Here is an 18,770-nt window from a genome sequence, read left to right on the forward strand (position 1 = left end):
ACTACCTGCGCTTCTTACCCCCGCCCAGCAACGACCCCAACAACCCTCGCACCAATTGACGCCCCAACTGATTCGCCGCCTGGCGCACAGCGCTTTTCATTGCCTGCCCCGCTACAACGCCCAAAAACTCGCCCGCCATATCACTGAAGGTCTCTTGCTCCTTGGCGCTCTTGGCGGGCGCCTCATCCGACTCTGGGGTCGAGACTTTTCGGGCAATGAGCATCTCATAGGCCGACTCACGATCAACAGGTTTGTCGTAGCGCCCGGCCAGTGGCGACTGGGCGATCAGGCTGGCGCGCTCGGTATCGCTCAAAGGCCCGATTCGCGACTGCGGCGGCGCAACCAACACCTGCTGGACCATTGCTGGCGTCCCCTTGTCCTGCAAAGTACCGACCAACGCTTCGCCGATGCCGAGTTGCGTAAGCAACGCCAGCGTGTCGATATCCGGATTGGGCCTGAACCCATCCGCCACGGCGCGTAGGGATTTCTGCTCTTTCGCAGTAAAGGCACGCAAACCATGCTGAATGCGCAAACCCAACTGCGCCAGTACCTGATCAGGTAAATCACCCGGTGACTGAGTAACGAAATACACCCCGACGCCTTTGGATCGAATCAGGCGTACCACTTGCTCAAGCCGCTCCTGCAGCGCCTTGGGTGTGTCGGCAAACAGCAAATGCGCCTCATCGAAAAACAGCGCCAATATCGGCTTATCTGCGTCCCCTCGCTCCGGCAGTTGCTCGAACAACTCAGCCAAAAGCCACAACAGAAAGGTTGCATAAACTTTGGGAGCCTCATGCACCAGACGACTGGCATCTAGCAAATGGATGCGCCCTCGCCCATCGGCGGTCGGGTGCAGAATGTCTTCCAGTTGCAGCGCAGGTTCGCCGAATAACGCTTCAGCGCCCTGCTGCTCCAGCACTGCCAGACGGCGCTGCAAGGCTTGGCTGGAACCGGTGGTCATCAGCGAGCTATCGTCCCCAAGCAACTGCGGATTGTCCCGCAAGTGATTGAGCAAGGCTTTGAGGTCCTTGATATCGAGCAGTAACAAACCTTCGCGATCAGCCACCTTGAAAGCCGCATATAACGCCGCCTGCTGACTGTCCGTCAGCTCCAGCAGACTGCCGAGCAGCAACGGCCCCATTTCGCTCAAGGTGGTCCGAAGCGGATGACCGGACTGCCCGTGAATGTCCCACAAGGTGACCGGATATCCTTTAGGGGAGTGATTGAGCCAAGGCATGCCAGCGATTCGCTCGGCAATCTTGCCTTGCGGCGCTCCCGGCGCGCCCAGTCCACACAAATCACCTTTGATATCCGCAGCGAAAACTGCGACGCCTGCATCACTGAAAGCTTCAGCCAAGCGTTGCAACGTCACCGTCTTGCCGGTCCCGGTGGCTCCCGCCACCAGACCATGGCGGTTGCCCAGACGCAAGGCCTGAACCACCGGCAGTCCGTCAGGACCCGCACCAATCACTATGTTCTGAGCGTCTGGCATTTCATCACCTGTCTTGATCGTTATCTCAGTGTGGTCCACAAGCTGGAAAACAGCCCGAAAACTTAACGCTTTCGCCGGGATATGGGGAGCACATCCTTGCATCTGTGGCGTTACACAAATTGCTCTCGCGCTTAAAGCCACGCCTGCGAATTAGGTGTCAGCGAACACGCTGCCGACTCCACTTGGCGAACATCCGTCCTGATCGGTGGTCAACGTTAGACTTTTCCGTGATCACCCAGAGCAGTTTCGGCCTGTATCATCAGGCGCGTCGTTACTCACTTGCTCGAACAAGGCCGATAACACCCCATGACCGCATTCATATGCTTGGCTCAACAGTCACAATATTCAGGGCGTCTGGCATGAAGCGTATCGCATGGTTGGCAGTCGGCTTGCTCGCAGCAGTGTTGATCCCGTTATTGCTGGGCGGCGGCGATATTTTTCAGCGCCTGCGCAGTTTCCCCTTTGCACTGCTGATGGGCATGTTCGGCATGATCATCCTGTGCTGGGGCCTGAACACCATGCGCTTGCGAATCTTGCTGGGGGATAGCGCACGACAGCTGACAGTGAACAGAAGCCTTGGCCTCATCATGGCCAGCGAATTCGCCTACTGCGCAACGCCGGGTGGTAGCGGTGGACCGCTGACATTAATGGCGGTGCTCTCGCGAAACGGCATTGGGCCCGCGAAAAGCAGCGCGGTGTTTGCCACAGATCAACTCAGTGATCTGGTGTTTTTCCTCGTCGCACTGGTGGGGATCATGTTTTATGCACTCTTCCACACCCTCAGCGAACGTATGGAATGGCTATTGGGGTTCAGCGCGGCGCTTGTCGTAGGGAGCCTGTGCCTGTTTCTAGGATTCGCACGCTTTCATCGGCAAGTCATCAAGTTCAATGGCCGAGTGTTAAAACGCTTCAACACCAAAGGCACTACCCGCCATCGTTGGGCGCGCAAACTTCTGCATTTTCGCAATGCACTGGCTGAAACCTGGAAGATGCCACGCCATAAACTGATCGCAGTCTTTTTGCTGACCTGCCTGCACTGGGGGCTGCGTTACAGCATCCTGTATCTGGCACTACTGGGTCTGGGCGTTAACGTGCAATGGGCCTGGACGTTTCTGATTCAGATGCTGTCGTTGACCGCTGGACAGTTCAGTCTGCTGCCGGGAGGTGCAGGTACAGCCGAGCTGACTTCGGCGGCGCTGCTGGCGCCGATGGTAGGCAAATCCACAGCCGCAGCGGCCATCCTGATCTGGCGAACAGTGACCTACTACTTCTATCTGGTGGTGGGCGGGCCGATTTTCCTGCTGATGGTCGGGCGACCACTGCTGAACAAACTGATGCGCTTCGATCAAGTCTGAATCACGTGTCGGACTTGTCGTTGAGCAACTTTTCTTTTTCCGCCTGAGTAACGCGCCAAAGCTCGGCTGCGCCCTCGAAATCAGCACCGTCTTCTGGCGTCAGCGCATCAGGGTCATACCGACTGAGACAGCCCTCACCAAGCGTTGGAGGCGCTGTTGAAGTGGCTTTGTCGAGGGGATTTACCATGGAGAGCACCTCATTCATCGAAGCACCATCGAACATCGGAAATGTATCTTCTGCAGCAGCTGCCAAAGGCTGCGAAAGCAATCCGCCTGACACTCAGTCATTCGCAGCCTTCGGCAGCTTCTACAGATTCATAAGATTCATACTTCGACTGGAGCTTAGTCGAACACTACGGTTTTGTTGTCGTGCACCAAAACACGATCTTCCAAGTGGTAGCGCAAGCCGCGGGCCAGTACCATTTTTTCCACGTCGCGACCGAAGCGCACCATGTTTTCAATACTGTCGCTGTGGCTGACGCGTACTACGTCCTGCTCAATGATCGGGCCCGCATCCAACTCTTCGGTTACATAGTGGCAAGTGGCGCCGATCAACTTGACCCCACGCAGAGAGGCCTGGTGATAAGGCTTGGCCCCTACAAATGAAGGCAGGAAGCTGTGGTGAATATTGATCACCTGATGAGCATATTCACGACACAGTTGCGGCGGCAGAATCTGCATGTAACGCGCCAGCACCACTACGTCAGCCTGGTGATGAGCGACCAGACGAGAAACCTCGGCAAATGCCGGCTCCTTGTCAGTCGGGTTTACCGGGACGTAGTAATAAGGAATGCCATGCCATTCCACCATGCTGCGCAAATCCTGGTGATTGGAAATCACGCAGGCGATTTCACAGTCCAGCTCATCGCTGTGCCAGCGATGCAGCAAGTCGGCCAGACAATGGGACTCACGACTGGCCATCAGCACAACGCGCTTCTTCTGCGCTGAGTCAGTGATACGCCAATCCATCGCAAATTCCTCAGCGATGGGGGTGAACGCCTCACGGAAAGCATCCAGATCAAAAGGCAGCGTATCCGCCCGAATTTCATGACGCATGAAGAACCAGCCACTCAGATTGTCAGAGTGATGGCTCGCTTCGGTAATCCAGCCGTTATAGGACGCCAGAAAGTTACTGACTTTGGCAACGATGCCGACACGGTCCGGGCAAGAAATCACCAGACGAAAAGTGCGCATTGGGGAAACTCCAGAACTTCGCAAAGGCCGCTATTCTAGCGACTGTGGGGGAAAACTGCAGTATTCCTGTTGAACTGATTGTTAAGCGCCAAAGGTGCGACGCAGCTAAGCAATCCCGACGCTCTCGTTCCCGGCACAGCTCCCTGCATGACAGCTTATGAGACCGTGACTTAAACGCCTTAAGAGCGACTATATTTGCCGCCCCTGCCAAGCCATCTAGTTATGAAACGTCTGTAGGTCGCAGTATATTTCTGAATAATTCAAATAAAACTTTTATTTAATGTTTACTTGGTCAAGGTGCGTGACTATTATTGCCTCACTGTCTCCCTGCCACCTCTCAACATAAGGTACGCATCATGTCTCTGATCAACGAATACCGCGCTACAGAAGAAGCCATCAAAGAACTGCAAGCCCGTTTGAAGAACCTGTCCCAAGACGACAAACTGCAAACCGAGCTGGAATTCGAAGGCAAACTGCGTACTCTGATGGGCGAATATCAGAAGTCGCTGCGCGACATCATTGCTCTGCTGGATCCAGAAGCTAAAGTTGGCAAGTCTGCACGTGGCGCAGTTAAACCGACCGGCACCAAGCGCGCGCGCAAGGTCAAGCAATATAAAAACCCGCACAATGGCGAAGTCATCGAAACCAAAGGTGGCAACCACAAAACTCTGAAAGAGTGGAAAGCCAAGTGGGGCGGTGATGAAGTTGAAGGCTGGGCTACCCTGCTGGGCTAAATCCCACGCAAGTCCGCTTCACTCGCGTCACCCATAAAAACGCCAGCCACGCTGGCGTTTTTTATTGCCTGAAAAACACCCGTCGCTACGGCCTCAAAGGCCTAACCTATGACGCAGAGCCTCCACATAGTCCTGCCACTCGCGCAGTATTTTGAGCTGTGCGGGGGTAGCACTAAGGGATAGTTCAACAAGGGAATGAGTGAAACTTTTCAGGGTATTAGGCGCGCCTAATTCAGGCGTTGTCAGACGCGCCCTACAAAAGGCAAGCCAACGCTGTTGCTCTTCTGCGCTCAGGGTTTCAGCGAAATTTCGTGCTCGATATCGAAACAACAATTCCGGCAAGCGTGCATCATCAAAAGGCCATGACTGATGGGCTAACTCCTCGGGCTCGGCATTGCGTACTTGCTCACAAAGCCTGCGGTCACGATCCCCGATAAACCCGTCATACAATTGTTGCTCGGGATCTTCGCTGGCAACAAAGTCATCACTGGCATAAATGGCGTCCAGCTTTTCCTGCCAGACTCCCTGACCTTCGGTGAGATTACGCACACGCTCGTCAAATACGGTCATGTCCAGGTTTAAGCGCTGTTGATCTTCAGCGCGTAGCACCTTCAGCGGCGCAATCACCGGACAACGATTTATATGCAAGAGTTTGAGTGGCACTGGCAGCTCGCCCTCCAACATTTCTTCGCGACGGGTATATAACCGTTGTCGCAATATTTGTGCATCTTGTTCCAGTAAGGGCAAATGATCCTGATGTAAATCGCACACAATCAGTGCGTTTCGATTCTGTGGGTGCCAGGCCAGCGGAAGCACTACCCCCAGATAATGGCGTGCCGCAGAAAAGCGCCCGGAAATATGAACCAGAGGCTCCATCAGACGTATCTTTTGCTGGACTTTCTGCTTACTGCGCAGTTCGAAGAGGTAATCGTAAAGACGAGGCTGTTTCTCACGGATCAAACGCGCCAAGGCAATCGTTGCCCGCACATCGGACAGCGCATCATGCGCCTGCCCGTGATCGATGCCATTTGCCGCTGTCAGGCGCTCAAGCTTAAGCGTGACCCGGCCATCTTCTTCAGGCCAGACAATGCCTTCCGGCCGCAGCGCATAGGCCGCGCGAACTACATCGATCAAATCCCAGCGGCTGTTGCCGCCCTGCCACTCACGGGCGTAAGGGTCAAAAAAGTTGCGATAAAGGCTGTAGCGCGTCATCTCATCATCGAAGCGCAACGTGTTATAGCCCGCTCCACAGGTACCCGGCGCTGCGAGTTGAGCATGCACTCGAGTCATGAAGTCGGCTTCGCATAGCCCTTTCTCTGCAAGTGTGGCCGGAGTGATTCCGGTGATCATGCAGGCAGCGGGATGCGGCAGGATGTCATCACTGTGCTGGCAGTGGATGTTGACTGCAGACTCGATTTCATTGAGTTCGGCATCGGTACGGATACCCGCCATTTGTAATGGGCGGTCATTGCGCGGATTGATACCGGTGGTTTCGTAGTCGTACCAAAAGATGGTGGAAGTCACGGACTGATCCTGAACAGAAGACCGGCAAAGTGTAGGGCTTGAGCAGGGCAAAAGGCGAATCAGGGAATATCGGCCTTATAAAGAAACCTTTTCTTACAACACATGTAGAAACAGTCCGGTTGCTTACCGCTGCAACAGTCCCTAGCATCAGGCTTTGCTCTCAGGTGTCACGCTCCCGACAATGCCATCCCCGCACGCTTTGCCAAGGAATGCACCACCCATCGCGCCGCTGGATACCCGCAGCCGAGTCGAGACCCCGGAAGGTATCGACCTGCTCTTGCGACCAGCAGGACTTGTCCCGCGTGGACTGGCCTTCGCCATCGATTTCAGCATTCGTGCCGCGATCATCGGTGCGCTCTTTCTGATTTTCAGCCTGTTCGAATCGTTTGGCGCAGGCTTGAGCGCTATCGCGATGTTCCTCGTGACCTGGTGGTACATGGTGTTGTTTGAAGTACTGAATCAGGGTCGCACACCCGGCAAACAGATCATGGGCCTGCGAGTGATTCACGATAATGGGACCCCGGTGGGCTGGACCGCTTCGCTGATCCGCAACCTGTTGCGCTTCGTCGACATGCTGCCATTCGGTTACAGCCTTGGGGCGCTCAGCTGTCTGCAGCATCCGCAATTCAAACGCCTGGGCGACCTGTCAGCCGGCACTCTGGTGGTCTATCAAGACAAGCCGCCCCGCCGCCCGGTACTGCCTCAAGCAACGCCAATCATCGCCCCGTTCGTACTAACCCTCGAAGAACAACGGGCGATTTTGAGCTTCGCAGAACGACAAGCCGAGCTCTCGTCCGAGCGCACACAGGAATTGGCATCCATTGTTGCCGAACCGTTGAACGTCAGCCCTGCTCTGGCAGTGCCACGACTCAACAGCGTGGCCAGCGGCCTGCTGGGGCCGACATGAAACAGAGCCTTTTCGAACTTCGACATCAGGCTGAGTGGCAGCGATTTGCAGAGCGCCTGGGCCGCCTTGAGAAAGGCCGGACGCCAGACGACTCGAACGAAACCTTCAGCCGCGACTATCGACGCATCTGTAATCAATTGGCCATGGCTCAGGAAAGGGGCTACAGCAGCCATGTGGTCGACCCGCTGCAACAGTTGGCCATGCGTGGGCATCAGCAGCTGTATCGCCACCGTCATCCGTTCGCAGCGCAGTTGCTGGGCTTCGTGCTGGCGGGTTTTCCACGGCTGGTACGTGCAGAATGGCGTCTGGTCACCATCGCCAGCCTGCTGTTTTTCGGCAGCCTGATCGGCATGGGTTTGCTGGTGCACGGTTTCCCCGACCTGATCTACAGCGTCATTGCCCCGGAACAAGTAGCGCAGATGGAGAGCATGTACGATCCGCAGTCCAGCCGTATCGGCCAGACACTGGAGCGCGCCGCCGACGCTGACTGGATGATGTTCGGCTACTACATCATGAACAACATCGGCATTGCCTTTCAGACTTACGCGACGGGCCTGCTGTTCGGGCTTGGCAGCCTGTTCTTCCTGTTCTTCAACGGGCTGACGATCGGGGCAGTCGCCGGACATCTGACCGGCATCGGCTCAGGCCAGACATTCTGGTCATTCGTTATTGGCCACGGTGCATTCGAACTCACCGGCATCGCCCTGGCAGGTGCCGCCGGGCTCAAGCTTGGCTGGGCACTGCTGGCTCCCGGGGCCCTGCGCCGTGGTGAAGCATTACGAGTGGCGGCAAAAGCCAGTGTGCAGCTTATTTATGGCGTCATCCTCTTACTGTTGATTGCAGCCTTTATAGAAGCCTATTGGTCATCCATGACCTGGCCGCGACCGACCATCAAATACGCCGTCGGTGCGGCCCTCTGGATACTGGTTATCGCCTATCTGGTTTTCGCGGGCAGGACACACCATGCGCCTGACTGATGCCAGCGTCGCAATCCACCCGCGAACGCCCTGGGAAGCCATAGACCTTGGCGTATTGTTGGCACAGGAGCATCGAGGCTTGTTGATGGCCAGTTGGGCCATTGTCACCTTGCCGATCTTCGCCCTGCTCAGCCTGTTGCTCTGGAATTATCCGAGCATTGCCTTCTTGCTGTTCTGGTGGCTCAAGCCCGTATATGAACGCTTGCCGCTGCTGATCCTGTCTCAGGCGCTGTTCGATCCCGCGCCAAGCCTGAAGGATTCGCTCAAGGGCTGGCTCAAAACATTACGCCCGAATCTTTTCGCGAGCCTGACCTGGCGCCGATTTAGCCTGAGCCGTAGCTTCATTTTGCCGGTGCAACAACTGGAGCAACTTCGCGCAGAAGCACTCAGCCTGCGCATTGACGTGCTCAGCCAGAAGGATCAATTCGCCGCCCGTTGGCTGATGGCTATGGGCTCCACTCTGGAGTTATGCCTGTGGACCGGTATGGTCGTGTTGTTTTACGCACTGATCCCCAAACAGGTGGAACTCGACTGGAACTGGTTGCTGCTGCTCAACCTGAACAACGAACTGAACTGGCTGAAGCACCTGAGCAATTTTTTCTATGCGCTGATTCTGGTGGTGTGGGGACCGATTTACGTGTCCTGCGGTTTCACTCTTTACCTGAACCGGCGCACGGTCCTGGAAGCCTGGGATATTGAACTGGTCCTGCGTCGACTGCGTCAGCGGCTTACGGGGAGTGCTTATCTATTGCTGGTCGGACTCGGCCTGACCCTGGTCAGTCCTGCGCAAACAGCGTGGTCCGAGCAGCAGGATTACAGCTGTCCGATTCCTTTACTGTCGCAAGAGGGAGAAGCAGGTCCGGACAGTCCGCGCCTGGCCAATCAGGAACTGACCAGCACGGCGGCGCGTCAAGAAATCAAAAATCTGCTGCAGCAACCACCATTCAAGAATCCCAAAACCGTTTCCGGTTGGCGACTGGCAGAAGATCAAAGCACTTCGCAGGAGAAAATCGCAGGCAAGGGCAGCACGTTGTTCGGCTGGCTCAAATGGCTGATGAAATTCGGCAATGTCGCCGCACAGGTCTTCAAGGTTTTGCTATGGGGCATCGTGATCGCGCTGATCGGCGTAGTGATCTGGCGCTACCGGAAATGGCTGGCAGCGTTCGTCAGTCGTCGCGCTCCTCGTGAGAACCAACAGCGCACCCAACCTGAACAATTGTTTGGCCTGCAAGTCAGCGCTGAAAGCCTGCCTGACGACATTGCGGGAAGCGCGGAGCAACTCTGGTCGAGCCAGCCACGTGAAGCGTTGGGGTTGCTGTATCGGGCATTGCTCAGCCGTATGCTCAGCGACTATAGCCTGCCGCTGAAAAACGCTGACACTGAAGGCGAGGTGCTGCAACGAATAGCCACACTTGATCGACCTGATCTTAACGCCTTCAGCCGCGCACTGACGCTGCACTGGCAAAACCTCGCGTACGGTCACCAACTGCCTGCAGCCCAGGTGCAGCAGGAACTTTGCGATGGTTGGCGGCGCCTGTTTGATCGGGAACTACGATCATGACTCGACGCAGCTGGTTACTGATCGCTCTGGCGGTACTGGTCGTGGGCGTCGGAGGAACCTACCTTCTGAAAAATCTCGAGCGCTACGAGGAAACGGTCGATCAAGGCCCGTCCCCCGAAGCCCGAACCAACCCTTGGCTGGCAGCGGAAAGCTTTCTGCGCAGTCGCTCCATCGAGGTAAAAATCGCCGACTCGACCAGCAAGTTGCCCGACGCGAGCCTGGGATCACAAACTTTGCTGCTGCTCGACCATCGCGAAAACATGACCCCATCCCAGGCAGATCAAGTATTGCGATGGGCGCGCTCCGGTGGGCACGTGCTATTCGTCGCAGAGCAACTCTGGGATGAAAAAAAGGGTCGTAGCGGCGACTTGTTGCTGGACCGGTTAAAAATTCATCAGTTGCTCACCAAAGACCTCAAGGCTCAGGATTCCTCGCCAGTCAGCCCGGTCAGCCCGGTCAGCCCAGTGATCCCGCTACGTACTCCGGCCCCCAAAGCACCCAAGTTGCCCTGGCCAGATTTGACCCGCCTGTATCTGGAAAATGAAGAAGCGCCGGCCTACATTGGCTTCGACCCCAGATTTCATCTGGAAGACCCTGAAGATCAAGCGCAGTCATGGGCAAACAGCGCTGGCGCAACACACATGTTGCAACTGATCTATGGCGACGGCTTGATCACGGTAGTGACTGATAGCAATCTGTGGAAATCCCGATCCATCGGTCATTACGACAATGCCTGGCTCCTGTGGTATCTGACCCAGGACAGCGAGGTCACGATGGTCATCAAGACACAGCACGACAATCTGTTCAGCCTGCTGCTGCGGCACTTCCCGCTGTTGTTGCTGATGCTGACGCTGCTCATCGGTGCCGCACTCTGGCGGGCAGGCATGCGCCAAGGGCCCGTAGCAGCACCGGTTGTCGGCGCTCGGCGACAACTGACAGAACACCTGCGCGCCAGTGCCGAGTTTTTGCGTCAACGTAGCGGCCAGCAAACTCTTTTGCGCACTCTGCAAGCGGAAATCCTGCGCCGGGCCCGCATTCGTCACCCAGGTTTTGAAACACTTATGGTCGCCGATCAATGGCAAGTTCTGGCACGCCTGACTCGCCAGCCTACCAGCATCATCAGCCAGGCCTTACGCCCTCGTCCGGCACAGCGCATGTCCGGCTCCGACTTCACTCGTCAGGTTGCCCACCTGCAAACCATCAGGAATGCCCTATGAGCGATCTTCCCATCGAACCCTCTACCGATTCCGAACCGGTCGTCGAGTTCAACATCGACCCTGCCGCAACGCCCGTGGCCCCCGTCAGCAATCAAGCGCAGCAACGCCAGCGAGCCAGTCAGTTGGCCCAGGCACTGCGCAAGGAACTGCAAAAAGCCGTGATTGGTCAGGCTGCGGTCATTGATGACGTACTGACGGCGTTGATCGGCGGCGGCCATGTCTTGCTCGAAGGGGTGCCGGGGCTCGGTAAGACCCTTTTGGTACGGGCGCTGGCCCGTTGCTTTGGCGGGGAACATGCACGTATCCAGTTCACCCCGGACCTGATGCCTAGCGACGTCACCGGCCATGCGGTCTATGACCTGCAAACCGAGCAATTCAAACTGCGCAAGGGTCCGGTTTTCACCAACCTGCTGCTGGCCGATGAGATCAACCGCGCTCCGGCCAAGACCCAGGCCGCGTTGCTTGAAGCCATGCAGGAACGGCAAGTGACCCTGGAAGGCAAGGCAATGCCAATCGCTCAGCCATTCATGGTGCTGGCGACACAAAACCCCATCGAGCAAGAAGGCACCTACCCTCTGCCCGAAGCAGAGCTGGACCGTTTCATGCTCAAACTGCGCATGGACTACCCCGATGCTGAAGAAGAGCTGAGCATGGTTCGTCAGGTCACGCGCTCGACACGCGCCGACATGCTTGATGTGCAACCGTTGCGCGTCGTGCTTCAGGCCCGTGAAGTTCAAGCGCTGCAACGCATCGCCAGTGAGCTGCCGCTGGACGATCAGGTTCTCGACTATGCGGTTCGGCTGGCGCGTGCAACCCGTACCTGGCCTGGCCTGACACTGGGTGCGGGTCCACGAGCCTCGATTGCGCTGGTCCGCGGTGGCCGGGCTCGGGCCTTGTTACGCGGGGGCGAATTTGTCATTCCCGACGACATCAAAGGCTGCGCGCTCGCCGTGCTGCGCCATCGGGTAAGGCTTGCACCGGAACTGGACATCGAAGGCCTGTCGGTTGATCAGGTCCTCGGGCAACTGCTCGATCAGGTCCCGGCCCCCCGCCTATGAAGCAAATGCCGAAACCATCGATTGCACTCCTTGGCTGGCTGGGAGGCCTGGCGGGGATTGCGCTGCTGCTTGGCGTTCTGTCCGCGCTGGCCATTCCTGTAGCCGATGAGGTCAGCACGGTGTTTTGCGGGTTTCTGCTGGCCGTGTTGATACTGGCGCTGGCAGATGCAATACGGCTGAGCCGTGCGCCATCCCCTCGCCTGCAGCGTCAGATTCGCGGCAGTCTGGCATTGGGTCGCTGGGCGGATGTGCAGCTGCAACTGAATCACGATTATCCGAACGAAATCACGGTGCAGGTGTTTGACCACTTGCCTGCGGGCTTTGAAGCAGGGCATCTGCCTCAGGCCGTGACGCTGCAGCCCGGAGAGCAAACCCAAATGGGCTACCGATTGCGTCCGCTGCAACGAGGTTTCTTTAAATTTACGCAGTGTGAAATCGAACTGCCCAGCCCGATGAAGCTATGGCGCACTCGCCGTTATCTGGAATTGCCCGGCAGCACTCGGGTCTATCCGGATTTCGCAAGGATCTATGGCGGCCAGTTGCAGGCTGTTGAGAACTGGCTCAGCCAAATGGGTGTTCGCCAGCGACAGCGCCGCGGTTTGGGGATGGAGTTCAATCAACTACGGGAATTTCGTGAAGGCGACAGTTTGCGGCAAATTGACTGGAAAGCCACTGCACGTCACAGGACGCCCATAGCCCGTGAATACCAGGAAGAAACTGACCAGCAAATCCTGTTCATGCTCGATTGCGGCCGGCGAATGCGCAGTCAGGACGGCGCACTTTCCCACTTTGATCATGCGCTCAATGCCCTGTTGCTACTTGGGCATGTAGCACTACGCCAAGGTGATGCGGTGGGGCTGTCGACCTTTGCCGGTGAGCAGGATCGCTACCTTGCGCCGGTCAAGGGGCAGCGCCAGTTGAATGTCCTGCTCAACAGCGTCTACGACCTGGACAGCACTCGCAAAAACGCGGATTACAGCACTGCCGCGCGTCAATTGCTGGCTCGTCAAAAGCGCCGGACGCTGGTAGTGCTGATCACCAATCTGCGAGATGAAGATGAGGATGAGCTGTTGTCGGCGGTCAAACTGCTCAGCCAGCAGCATCAGGTCCTAGTGGTCAGCTTGCGCGAGGAGGTACTGGACGCCCTGCGGCACACGTCCGTTCAGACCTACGAAGAAGCACTGATGTATTGCGGGACCATCGATTTTTTGAACGCCCGCGCCGGGCTGCATGATCGCTTGAACGCCCACGGCATTCCTGTTCTGGATTCACGCCCGGCAGAACTGGGGCCGGAGCTGATCAGTCGTTATCTGAACTGGAAAAAATCCGGATCATTGTGAAGGCTCCTTCCCGACATCCGCTATCGCGGAGCGAACACTGAGCTGTAGGAGCTGCCCAAGACCGCTATGGCAGTGTGTCAAAAAAATGCTTCGCAGCCTTCGGCAGCTCCTACGGGATTCGCGTGAGCGAGGTGGTTGCGACCACACCGCATCAAGAAATCCTCAGGCCGACGCCTCCATTGGATAAAAGCTGAAGTAGTGCCGCAGCGCACGTATCAACTCCGCGTACTCCGGCGGCGACTCGGTCAGTATGAAGCCCGAGTCGTAGCTACCCGGTGTTTCATCCTCATGACACCACACGCAGGTCGCCATCACTTCAAGCGTGACAGGCATTCCGCGCTCACAAGGGACCTGGAGACGCAGCTGGAAATCGGCACCCACCAACATCGGCAAATCGCTGATTAGCATCAAACCTGTTTCGGATACGTTCCCCAAACACCCTAACTGCTTATTGGTATAGCGGTTGAAAACCCGCAGATAGCCAGGCAATTGATGCCGTTCGATCCTTCGCTCTTTCAACATAGATCAGCCGCCATAGGTGACCATTGAGCATGGTCGCGCTAAAACTCCCTAGGTAACCAACACTGCGTGTCGGCACCGTAAATACGAGCAAATCTGAGTTTGTCGTCGCAGAAACGTGACTCTGACCCGTTACAGGCACCACAAGTCACGTACGTCCGTCTGCTTTTCGAAAGACTAGACCAGCTGTCGCAAATAGCCACTCAAAAACGTTACATAGAATCCAAACGGGTGTAATCAGCGCTTTACAGGGGTTACCTGAGCAGTCTGGACACGGGGATAGTGACCCAACTGCGCCAGGGTCTCCAGGCGGGCCCGCGCCCTGAACGCGTACTCGCTGTAAGGGTACTGAGTAATAATGAACTGATAAGTTTGAGCCGCATCGACGAACAGTTTTTGCCGCTCGAGGCATTGCCCGCGCAGCATTGACACTTCTGGCTGAACGTAACGACGTGATCGGCTTTGGCGATCGACCTTGGACAAGCTCAACATCACGGCCTCGCAGTCACCACGATCATACGACCGGTAGGCGCTGTTCAAATTTGAATTCATGGCCATTCGGGTGCAGCCACTGACGGCTGCCAGCAATACTAAAATCATCACGATTCGCATGGGACTCTCCTGTGCTCTGCAATGTATCGACCTGAAACAAGATTTCTTCAAGTGGTTTTGACACCAATCGTCTGACGTTTACCCGCTCGTAAAATATCGCGACAGTGCAAAGAAACATGACTACAGATCAAGACAGTAGTAGCCTCTCGCTGCGCTTCATATAAGGAGTTTATGCATGACCGTTCGCCGCACTAAAATCGTCGCCACTCTTGGCCCTGCCAGTAACTCGCCGGAAGTCATCGAACAGCTGATCCTCTCGGGTCTGGACGTTGCTCGTCTGAACTTCTCCCACGGCACCCCGGATGAGCACAAGGCACGCGCCAAACTCATTCGCGAAATCGCCGCGAAGCACGGGCGCTTCGTCGCACTGCTGGGTGACCTGCAAGGTCCGAAGATTCGTATTGCCAAGTTTGCCGGCAAGAAAATCGAACTCAAAGTCGGAGATAAATTCACCTTCTCCACCGTTCACCCGCTGACCGAAGGCAACCAGCAAATCGTGGGTATCGACTACCCGGATCTGGTCAAGGATTGCGGCGTAGGCGACGAGCTGTTGCTCGACGACGGTCGCGTGGTCATGCGCGTTGATACCCAGACTGCCGACGAACTGCACTGCACCGTGCTGATCGGTGGCCCATTGTCGGACCACAAAGGGATCAACCGTCGCGGCGGCGGCCTCACCGCTCCGGCTTTGACTGAAAAAGACAAGCTGGACATCAAGCTCGCTGCCGAAATGGAGCTGGACTATCTGGCCGTCTCCTTCCCGCGCGATGCCGCCGATATGGAATACGCCCGTAAACTGCGTGACGAGTCCGGCGGCACCGCCTGGCTGGTGGCGAAGATCGAACGCGCTGAAGCTGTGGCCAACGACGAAGTGCTGGACGCGCTGATCCGCGCCAGTGACGCCGTTATGGTTGCTCGTGGCGACCTGGGCGTTGAAATCGGTGACGCAGAGCTGGTAGGCGTTCAGAAACGCATCATCCTGCACGCACGTCGCCACAACAAAGCAGTGATCGTGGCAACGCAAATGATGGAGTCGATGATCTCCAGTCCGATGCCGACACGCGCTGAAGTATCGGACGTGGCCAACGCCGTGCTCGACTACACCGACGCCGTCATGCTGTCCGCTGAAAGTGCTGCGGGTTCTTACCCGATCGAGGCCGTTCAGGCCATGGCCCGTATCTGCATCGGCGCTGAAAAGCACCCGACAGGTAAGACCTCCAGCCACCGCATCGGTCACTCGTTCACCCGTTGTGACGAAAGCATCGCGCTGGCGGCCATGTACACCGCCAACCACTTCCCTGGCGTGAAAGCGATCATTGCCCTGACTGAAAGCGGCTACACCCCGCTGATCATGTCGCGCATTCGCTCCTCGGTGCCGATTTACGCGTTCTCCCCGCACCGCGAAACCCAGGCGCGCGCGGCAATGTTCCGTGGCGTTTACACCGTGCCGTTCGACCCAGCCAACCTGCCACCAGGCCAGGTCAGCCAGTCTGCGGTCGACGAACTGCTCAAGCGCGGTCTCGTTGAGCAAGGCGATTGGGTCATCCTCACCAAGGGTGACAGCTACCACACCATCGGTGGCACCAACGGCATGAAAATCCTGCACGTCGGCGATCCTCTGGTCTAAGACCGCCCGCGCAGTGAACAAAAGCCCCGACTCGCAAGAGCCGGGGCTTTTTTGTGTTCGGTGACCCAAGGTCCCCCCAGAGCGCACGAGCATTGCGAAGCCGCGATGGCGGTCTGTCTGATAAACCGCTGTCGCGGGCTCGCGATGCTCTTGCCCCCCTACAGTCCCGTGTGTCCTGCGCGACAGTGCAGTGTCAGGGACACCAGGCAATCTTGCGTTTGAATGCCTTACTCGCGCCCCACAAACACATCCGCGAGTACCTGATTGCGCGGGATACCCGCCAGATAAAGCCGCTTGGCAAAAGTCTCGACGCTTTGCGGGTTGCCACAGAGCAAAGCCATAGTCTTGCGCGACAGCATGCGCAGGTCGGCCAGCATTGCATCCAGTTCATCAGCCTTCACCAGCTGCACCTGAACACTGTCATGAGTACTCGCCAACTCCATCAGCTCGGCGCGCAAGTAATGCTCGCCACCATCACGCGCCAAATGAATGAGCCTGATTGGCCCTTCATGCTCCTGACGCAACGCTTCACGCAGCACGCCCCACAATGGGCCTAGCCCGGTACCGGCGGCCAGCAACAACAGCGGCCGCTCCTGCCAATCGGGGTCATATTGCAACGCACCGCCCCGCAACTCGCCAAGCCCGATGAGCTCATCTATGCGCAAATGCCGGGCTATGTCGGCAAAAGCACCGGATTGACGACAATCGATATGAAATTCCAGAAAGCGGTCTTCACCCGGCACACTCGCCAGCGAGTAAGGCCGGGCCACGCCGCTGTCAGTCCACAGCACCAGATGCTGACCAGCGCGATAACGCAGCGGGCGTTCCGGTTCAAGCCGTAAACGCAGCACTGTTGGACTGAGCCAGTCACATGCTGCGACCCGGGCGGGCGTCCCGTCACGCAATGGGTCAAAAGCCTGGACGCTCAAATCCTGCGTCACTCGACATTGGCAAGCCAGCCGCCAGCCCTGCTGACGCTTACCGGCATCAAGCGCCTGCGGAAGCGCATCCGCGGGCTCGCCCTCGATACAGCGCACCAGACAGGCGTGACAACTCCCCGCCCGGCAGCTGTAAGGAACGTTGACGCCAGCCTGATTAAGGCTATCGAGTAAATTACTTCCTGCTGCGACCGTCCAGTGACGCTCGCCTACATGCAGTTCAGGCATCCACGTTTTCCCAGCCAGCCACACAACAATTACGCCCTGCACGCTTGGCGCGATACAACGCCTGATCTGCTCGATGCAGGGCGTCATCAAGATTGTCACTTTGCTGCAACAGGGTCATACCCACCGAGAGACTCAGGTTCAAACCAGGCAACGCAGCCAGCTCAACCCGACTGAACGATTCGCGCACACGCTCGCAACAATCGATCAATTGTTGCTCGTTACATAGCGGTATGAACAACACAAACTCCTCTCCACCGTAGCGCGCCAGCACATCACTTTCACGCAGACACTCTTCAGCGTGGGAGGCAAACGCCTGCAGCACCTGATCGCCCGTTGAGTGACCATGGTTGTCATTAATGCGTTTGAAGTGATCAAGATCGATCAAAGCCAGCCCATGGGAAGCGTCACCGCTCAGTTGATTCACTTCCCGGGCCGCCATACGTAAAAAGTAGCGCCGATTGTACAGATTGGTGAGTTCATCGGTCGCGGCTAACTCCTCAAGCTGGGCCATCATCCCGCGCAACGTGTCTTGGTGAGCCTGCAAGGCGTAGCGGCGCTGACGCATCCGCTGACGCTGGGCATACACATAACCGGCAAACAGACTGAGCCACAGCAACATGACGAACAGGGCACTGATTTGCAGAAGCACAGTTCCGGGCTTGTGCATTGTCCCGTTGAAGAACTCCAACGCGTTAATACCAACAAAGCTCAAAAGCACCAACGCCGAACAGCGAGCAAAGACCATCGGCGTCAACTGGAATAGACCGAACAGCAGGATCGGCGCATACACGACCAAAAACACACCTCGGGCACCATCGAGGCAAGACAGCAGCCAGGCCAGCCAGCAAAGCGCTAGCACTACCTGGAGTTCAGTCAGGCTCGCATCCGTAAAACGCTGGTTGAATTTGCTCAGAAACATTGCCAGCACGACGAGTTGACTGAGCAACACAGATACGCTGCCAATCGCCGCCACATGAAGGGGCTGGTGAAGTTCACCAGCATAGATAGCCAGCCAGCTCAACAGCATGACGACCAGATACGTCGCGGCCGCCAAGCCAAAGCGCTTCAAAAAAAGAGATTGCATGACTGGGGATATTTCCCGCGGGCTGATCGTGCTCAAAAAGGATTCCTTCCCATAGTGGCACCAGGCCAACAACCTTAGACCCGCATCAAAAAGTTTCCAGCCGACAAAAGGATAAATACGTTCAAACTCGTTCAATTGCAACTGACACCAATAGCCCCCGCGTCCACGCAATACGAAGGCTGGAGGGCGTCTGCGTCAGCAATACCTATAAAATCCGGGGGGTAAACCAATCTGCGGGCAAACATGCCTAAAGCGCAAAACCGATGGATGGACCTGCGGGGATGCGGGTTATACTGCCGCGCCTTTTTGTCGCAGCCAGCCGCGCTGGTGCAGCCATCGGACATCATCTGATCAAACATGGCTCAGACTATAATTTTGAATGTTCCCGTCCTAAACAGAGGAG

General features: G+C 56.8%; 17 protein-coding genes. 9 read left to right on the forward strand and 8 right to left on the reverse strand.

Annotated elements, in window-relative coordinates:
• Nucleotide 1 precedes the first annotated feature (1 nt).
• The gene (locus tag AUC60_RS03935) at nucleotides 2–1,492 is read right to left on the reverse strand and encodes a helicase HerA-like domain-containing protein (RefSeq protein ID WP_087264782.1); all 1,491 of its coding nucleotides are present in this window, start codon (nucleotides 1,490–1,492) and stop codon (nucleotides 2–4) included.
• 359 nt (nucleotides 1,493–1,851) lie between these two features.
• Between AUC60_RS03935 and AUC60_RS03940 the strand changes: the two genes are divergently transcribed.
• Nucleotides 1,852–2,847 (forward strand): glucosaminyl phosphatidylglycerol flippase, encoded by a 996-nt coding sequence (locus AUC60_RS03940; RefSeq protein ID WP_087264783.1) that lies wholly within the window; start codon nucleotides 1,852–1,854, stop codon nucleotides 2,845–2,847.
• A gap of 1 nt (nucleotide 2,848) precedes the next feature.
• On the opposite strand, the gene AUC60_RS03945 is transcribed toward AUC60_RS03940, so the two are convergent.
• Both AUC60_RS03945 and purU read right to left on the reverse strand, forming a co-directional pair.
• Nucleotides 2,849–3,034 carry a hypothetical protein gene (locus AUC60_RS03945; protein WP_087264961.1) on the reverse strand — a complete coding sequence of 62 codons (186 nt, stop codon included), beginning with the start codon at nucleotides 3,032–3,034 and terminating at the stop codon, nucleotides 2,849–2,851.
• Nucleotides 3,035–3,189: 155 nt separating this feature from the next.
• Complete coding sequence (gene purU, locus AUC60_RS03950) at nucleotides 3,190–4,041, reverse strand: formyltetrahydrofolate deformylase (protein WP_087264784.1); 852 nt, start codon at nucleotides 4,039–4,041, stop codon at nucleotides 3,190–3,192.
• Nucleotides 4,042–4,397: 356 nt separating this feature from the next.
• On the opposite strand from purU, the gene mvaT reads away from it, so the two are divergent.
• Nucleotides 4,398–4,775, forward strand: a complete 378-nt coding sequence (gene mvaT / locus AUC60_RS03955) for a histone-like nucleoid-structuring protein MvaT (RefSeq protein WP_087264785.1) — start codon at nucleotides 4,398–4,400, stop codon at nucleotides 4,773–4,775.
• A 93-nt stretch (nucleotides 4,776–4,868) separates the two neighbouring features.
• Here the strand turns inward: mvaT and sbcB are convergent, their stop codons facing one another.
• Nucleotides 4,869–6,299, reverse strand: coding sequence for an exodeoxyribonuclease I (gene sbcB / locus AUC60_RS03960; RefSeq protein ID WP_087264786.1), 1,431 nt, complete (start codon nucleotides 6,297–6,299; stop codon nucleotides 4,869–4,871).
• Nucleotides 6,300–6,480: 181 nt separating this feature from the next.
• On the opposite strand from sbcB, the gene AUC60_RS03965 reads away from it, so the two are divergent.
• From AUC60_RS03965 to AUC60_RS03990, 6 genes are read left to right on the forward strand one after another with little or no spacing between them, the layout of a single operon-like run.
• Nucleotides 6,481–7,206, forward strand: a complete 726-nt coding sequence (locus tag AUC60_RS03965; RefSeq protein WP_087264787.1) for an RDD family protein — start codon at nucleotides 6,481–6,483, stop codon at nucleotides 7,204–7,206.
• Nucleotides 7,203–8,183 (forward strand): stage II sporulation protein M, encoded by a 981-nt coding sequence (locus tag AUC60_RS03970; RefSeq protein ID WP_087264962.1) that lies wholly within the window; start codon nucleotides 7,203–7,205, stop codon nucleotides 8,181–8,183. The genes AUC60_RS03965 and AUC60_RS03970 overlap by 4 nt, the downstream gene beginning before the upstream one ends.
• Nucleotides 8,170–9,744 carry a DUF4129 domain-containing protein gene (locus AUC60_RS03975; RefSeq protein ID WP_087264788.1) on the forward strand — a complete coding sequence of 525 codons (1,575 nt, stop codon included), beginning with the start codon at nucleotides 8,170–8,172 and terminating at the stop codon, nucleotides 9,742–9,744. Before AUC60_RS03970 ends, AUC60_RS03975 begins: the two co-directional genes overlap by 14 nt.
• Nucleotides 9,741–10,961, forward strand: a complete 1,221-nt coding sequence (locus tag AUC60_RS03980; RefSeq protein ID WP_087264789.1) for a DUF4350 domain-containing protein — start codon at nucleotides 9,741–9,743, stop codon at nucleotides 10,959–10,961. The genes AUC60_RS03975 and AUC60_RS03980 overlap by 4 nt, the downstream gene beginning before the upstream one ends.
• The gene (locus AUC60_RS03985) at nucleotides 10,958–12,019 is read left to right on the forward strand and encodes an AAA family ATPase (protein WP_087264790.1); all 1,062 of its coding nucleotides are present in this window, start codon (nucleotides 10,958–10,960) and stop codon (nucleotides 12,017–12,019) included. The genes AUC60_RS03980 and AUC60_RS03985 overlap by 4 nt, the downstream gene beginning before the upstream one ends.
• Entirely contained in the window at nucleotides 12,016–13,359 is a 1,344-nt protein-coding gene (locus tag AUC60_RS03990; protein ID WP_087264791.1) for a DUF58 domain-containing protein, read from the forward strand. The genes AUC60_RS03985 and AUC60_RS03990 overlap by 4 nt, the downstream gene beginning before the upstream one ends.
• Nucleotides 13,360–13,521: 162 nt before the next feature.
• On the opposite strand, the gene AUC60_RS03995 is transcribed toward AUC60_RS03990, so the two are convergent.
• Nucleotides 13,522–13,881 carry a PilZ domain-containing protein gene (locus AUC60_RS03995; protein WP_087264792.1) on the reverse strand — a complete coding sequence of 120 codons (360 nt, stop codon included), beginning with the start codon at nucleotides 13,879–13,881 and terminating at the stop codon, nucleotides 13,522–13,524.
• Nucleotides 13,882–14,115: 234 nt separating this feature from the next.
• Nucleotides 14,116–14,490 (reverse strand): tetratricopeptide repeat protein, encoded by a 375-nt coding sequence (locus AUC60_RS04000; protein WP_087264793.1) that lies wholly within the window; start codon nucleotides 14,488–14,490, stop codon nucleotides 14,116–14,118.
• 175 nt (nucleotides 14,491–14,665) lie between these two features.
• Between AUC60_RS04000 and pyk the strand changes: the two genes are divergently transcribed.
• Nucleotides 14,666–16,117 carry a pyruvate kinase gene (gene pyk / locus AUC60_RS04005; protein ID WP_087264794.1) on the forward strand — a complete coding sequence of 484 codons (1,452 nt, stop codon included), beginning with the start codon at nucleotides 14,666–14,668 and terminating at the stop codon, nucleotides 16,115–16,117.
• Between the two features lie 227 nt (nucleotides 16,118–16,344).
• Here the strand turns inward: pyk and AUC60_RS04010 are convergent, their stop codons facing one another.
• On the reverse strand, nucleotides 16,345–17,283 hold the full coding sequence (locus tag AUC60_RS04010; RefSeq protein ID WP_087264795.1) for an iron-sulfur-binding ferredoxin reductase: 939 nt from the start codon (nucleotides 17,281–17,283) through the stop codon (nucleotides 16,345–16,347).
• Nucleotides 17,276–18,367: a GGDEF domain-containing protein gene (locus AUC60_RS04015; protein ID WP_087264963.1), complete on the reverse strand. Its 1,092-nt coding sequence runs from the start codon at nucleotides 18,365–18,367 to the stop codon at nucleotides 17,276–17,278. The genes AUC60_RS04010 and AUC60_RS04015 overlap by 8 nt, the downstream gene beginning before the upstream one ends.
• Nucleotides 18,368–18,770: the final 403 nt, after the last annotated feature.

Origin of the sequence: Pseudomonas caspiana (assembly GCF_002158995.1) — a bacterium.
Classification (GTDB): domain Bacteria; phylum Pseudomonadota; class Gammaproteobacteria; order Pseudomonadales; family Pseudomonadaceae; genus Aquipseudomonas; species Aquipseudomonas caspiana.

Bases quoted from the DNA above. Each gene is read 5' to 3' on its own strand.
- AUC60_RS03975 (WP_087264788.1), top strand. From the start codon at position 8,170: ATGCGCCTGACTGATGCCAGCGTCGCAATCCACCCGCGAACGCCCTGG.
- AUC60_RS03970 (WP_087264962.1), top strand. From the start codon at position 7,203: ATGAAACAGAGCCTTTTCGAACTTCGACATCAGGCTGAGTGGCAGCGA.
- AUC60_RS04010 (WP_087264795.1), bottom strand. From the start codon at position 17,283: ATGCCTGAACTGCATGTAGGCGAGCGTCACTGGACGGTCGCAGCAGGA.
- AUC60_RS03935 (WP_087264782.1), bottom strand. From the start codon at position 1,492: ATGCCAGACGCTCAGAACATAGTGATTGGTGCGGGTCCTGACGGACTG.
- AUC60_RS03995 (WP_087264792.1), bottom strand. From the start codon at position 13,881: ATGTTGAAAGAGCGAAGGATCGAACGGCATCAATTGCCTGGCTATCTG.
- AUC60_RS03990 (WP_087264791.1), top strand. From the start codon at position 12,016: ATGAAGCAAATGCCGAAACCATCGATTGCACTCCTTGGCTGGCTGGGA.
- AUC60_RS03940 (WP_087264783.1), top strand. From the start codon at position 1,852: ATGAAGCGTATCGCATGGTTGGCAGTCGGCTTGCTCGCAGCAGTGTTG.
- AUC60_RS04000 (WP_087264793.1), bottom strand. From the start codon at position 14,490: ATGCGAATCGTGATGATTTTAGTATTGCTGGCAGCCGTCAGTGGCTGC.
- AUC60_RS03965 (WP_087264787.1), top strand. From the start codon at position 6,481: ATGCCATCCCCGCACGCTTTGCCAAGGAATGCACCACCCATCGCGCCG.
- pyk (WP_087264794.1), top strand. From the start codon at position 14,666: ATGACCGTTCGCCGCACTAAAATCGTCGCCACTCTTGGCCCTGCCAGT.
- AUC60_RS03980 (WP_087264789.1), top strand. From the start codon at position 9,741: ATGACTCGACGCAGCTGGTTACTGATCGCTCTGGCGGTACTGGTCGTG.
- AUC60_RS04015 (WP_087264963.1), bottom strand. From the start codon at position 18,367: ATGCAATCTCTTTTTTTGAAGCGCTTTGGCTTGGCGGCCGCGACGTAT.
- mvaT (WP_087264785.1), top strand. From the start codon at position 4,398: ATGTCTCTGATCAACGAATACCGCGCTACAGAAGAAGCCATCAAAGAA.
- AUC60_RS03985 (WP_087264790.1), top strand. From the start codon at position 10,958: ATGAGCGATCTTCCCATCGAACCCTCTACCGATTCCGAACCGGTCGTC.
- purU (WP_087264784.1), bottom strand. From the start codon at position 4,041: ATGCGCACTTTTCGTCTGGTGATTTCTTGCCCGGACCGTGTCGGCATC.
- AUC60_RS03945 (WP_087264961.1), bottom strand. From the start codon at position 3,034: ATGGTAAATCCCCTCGACAAAGCCACTTCAACAGCGCCTCCAACGCTT.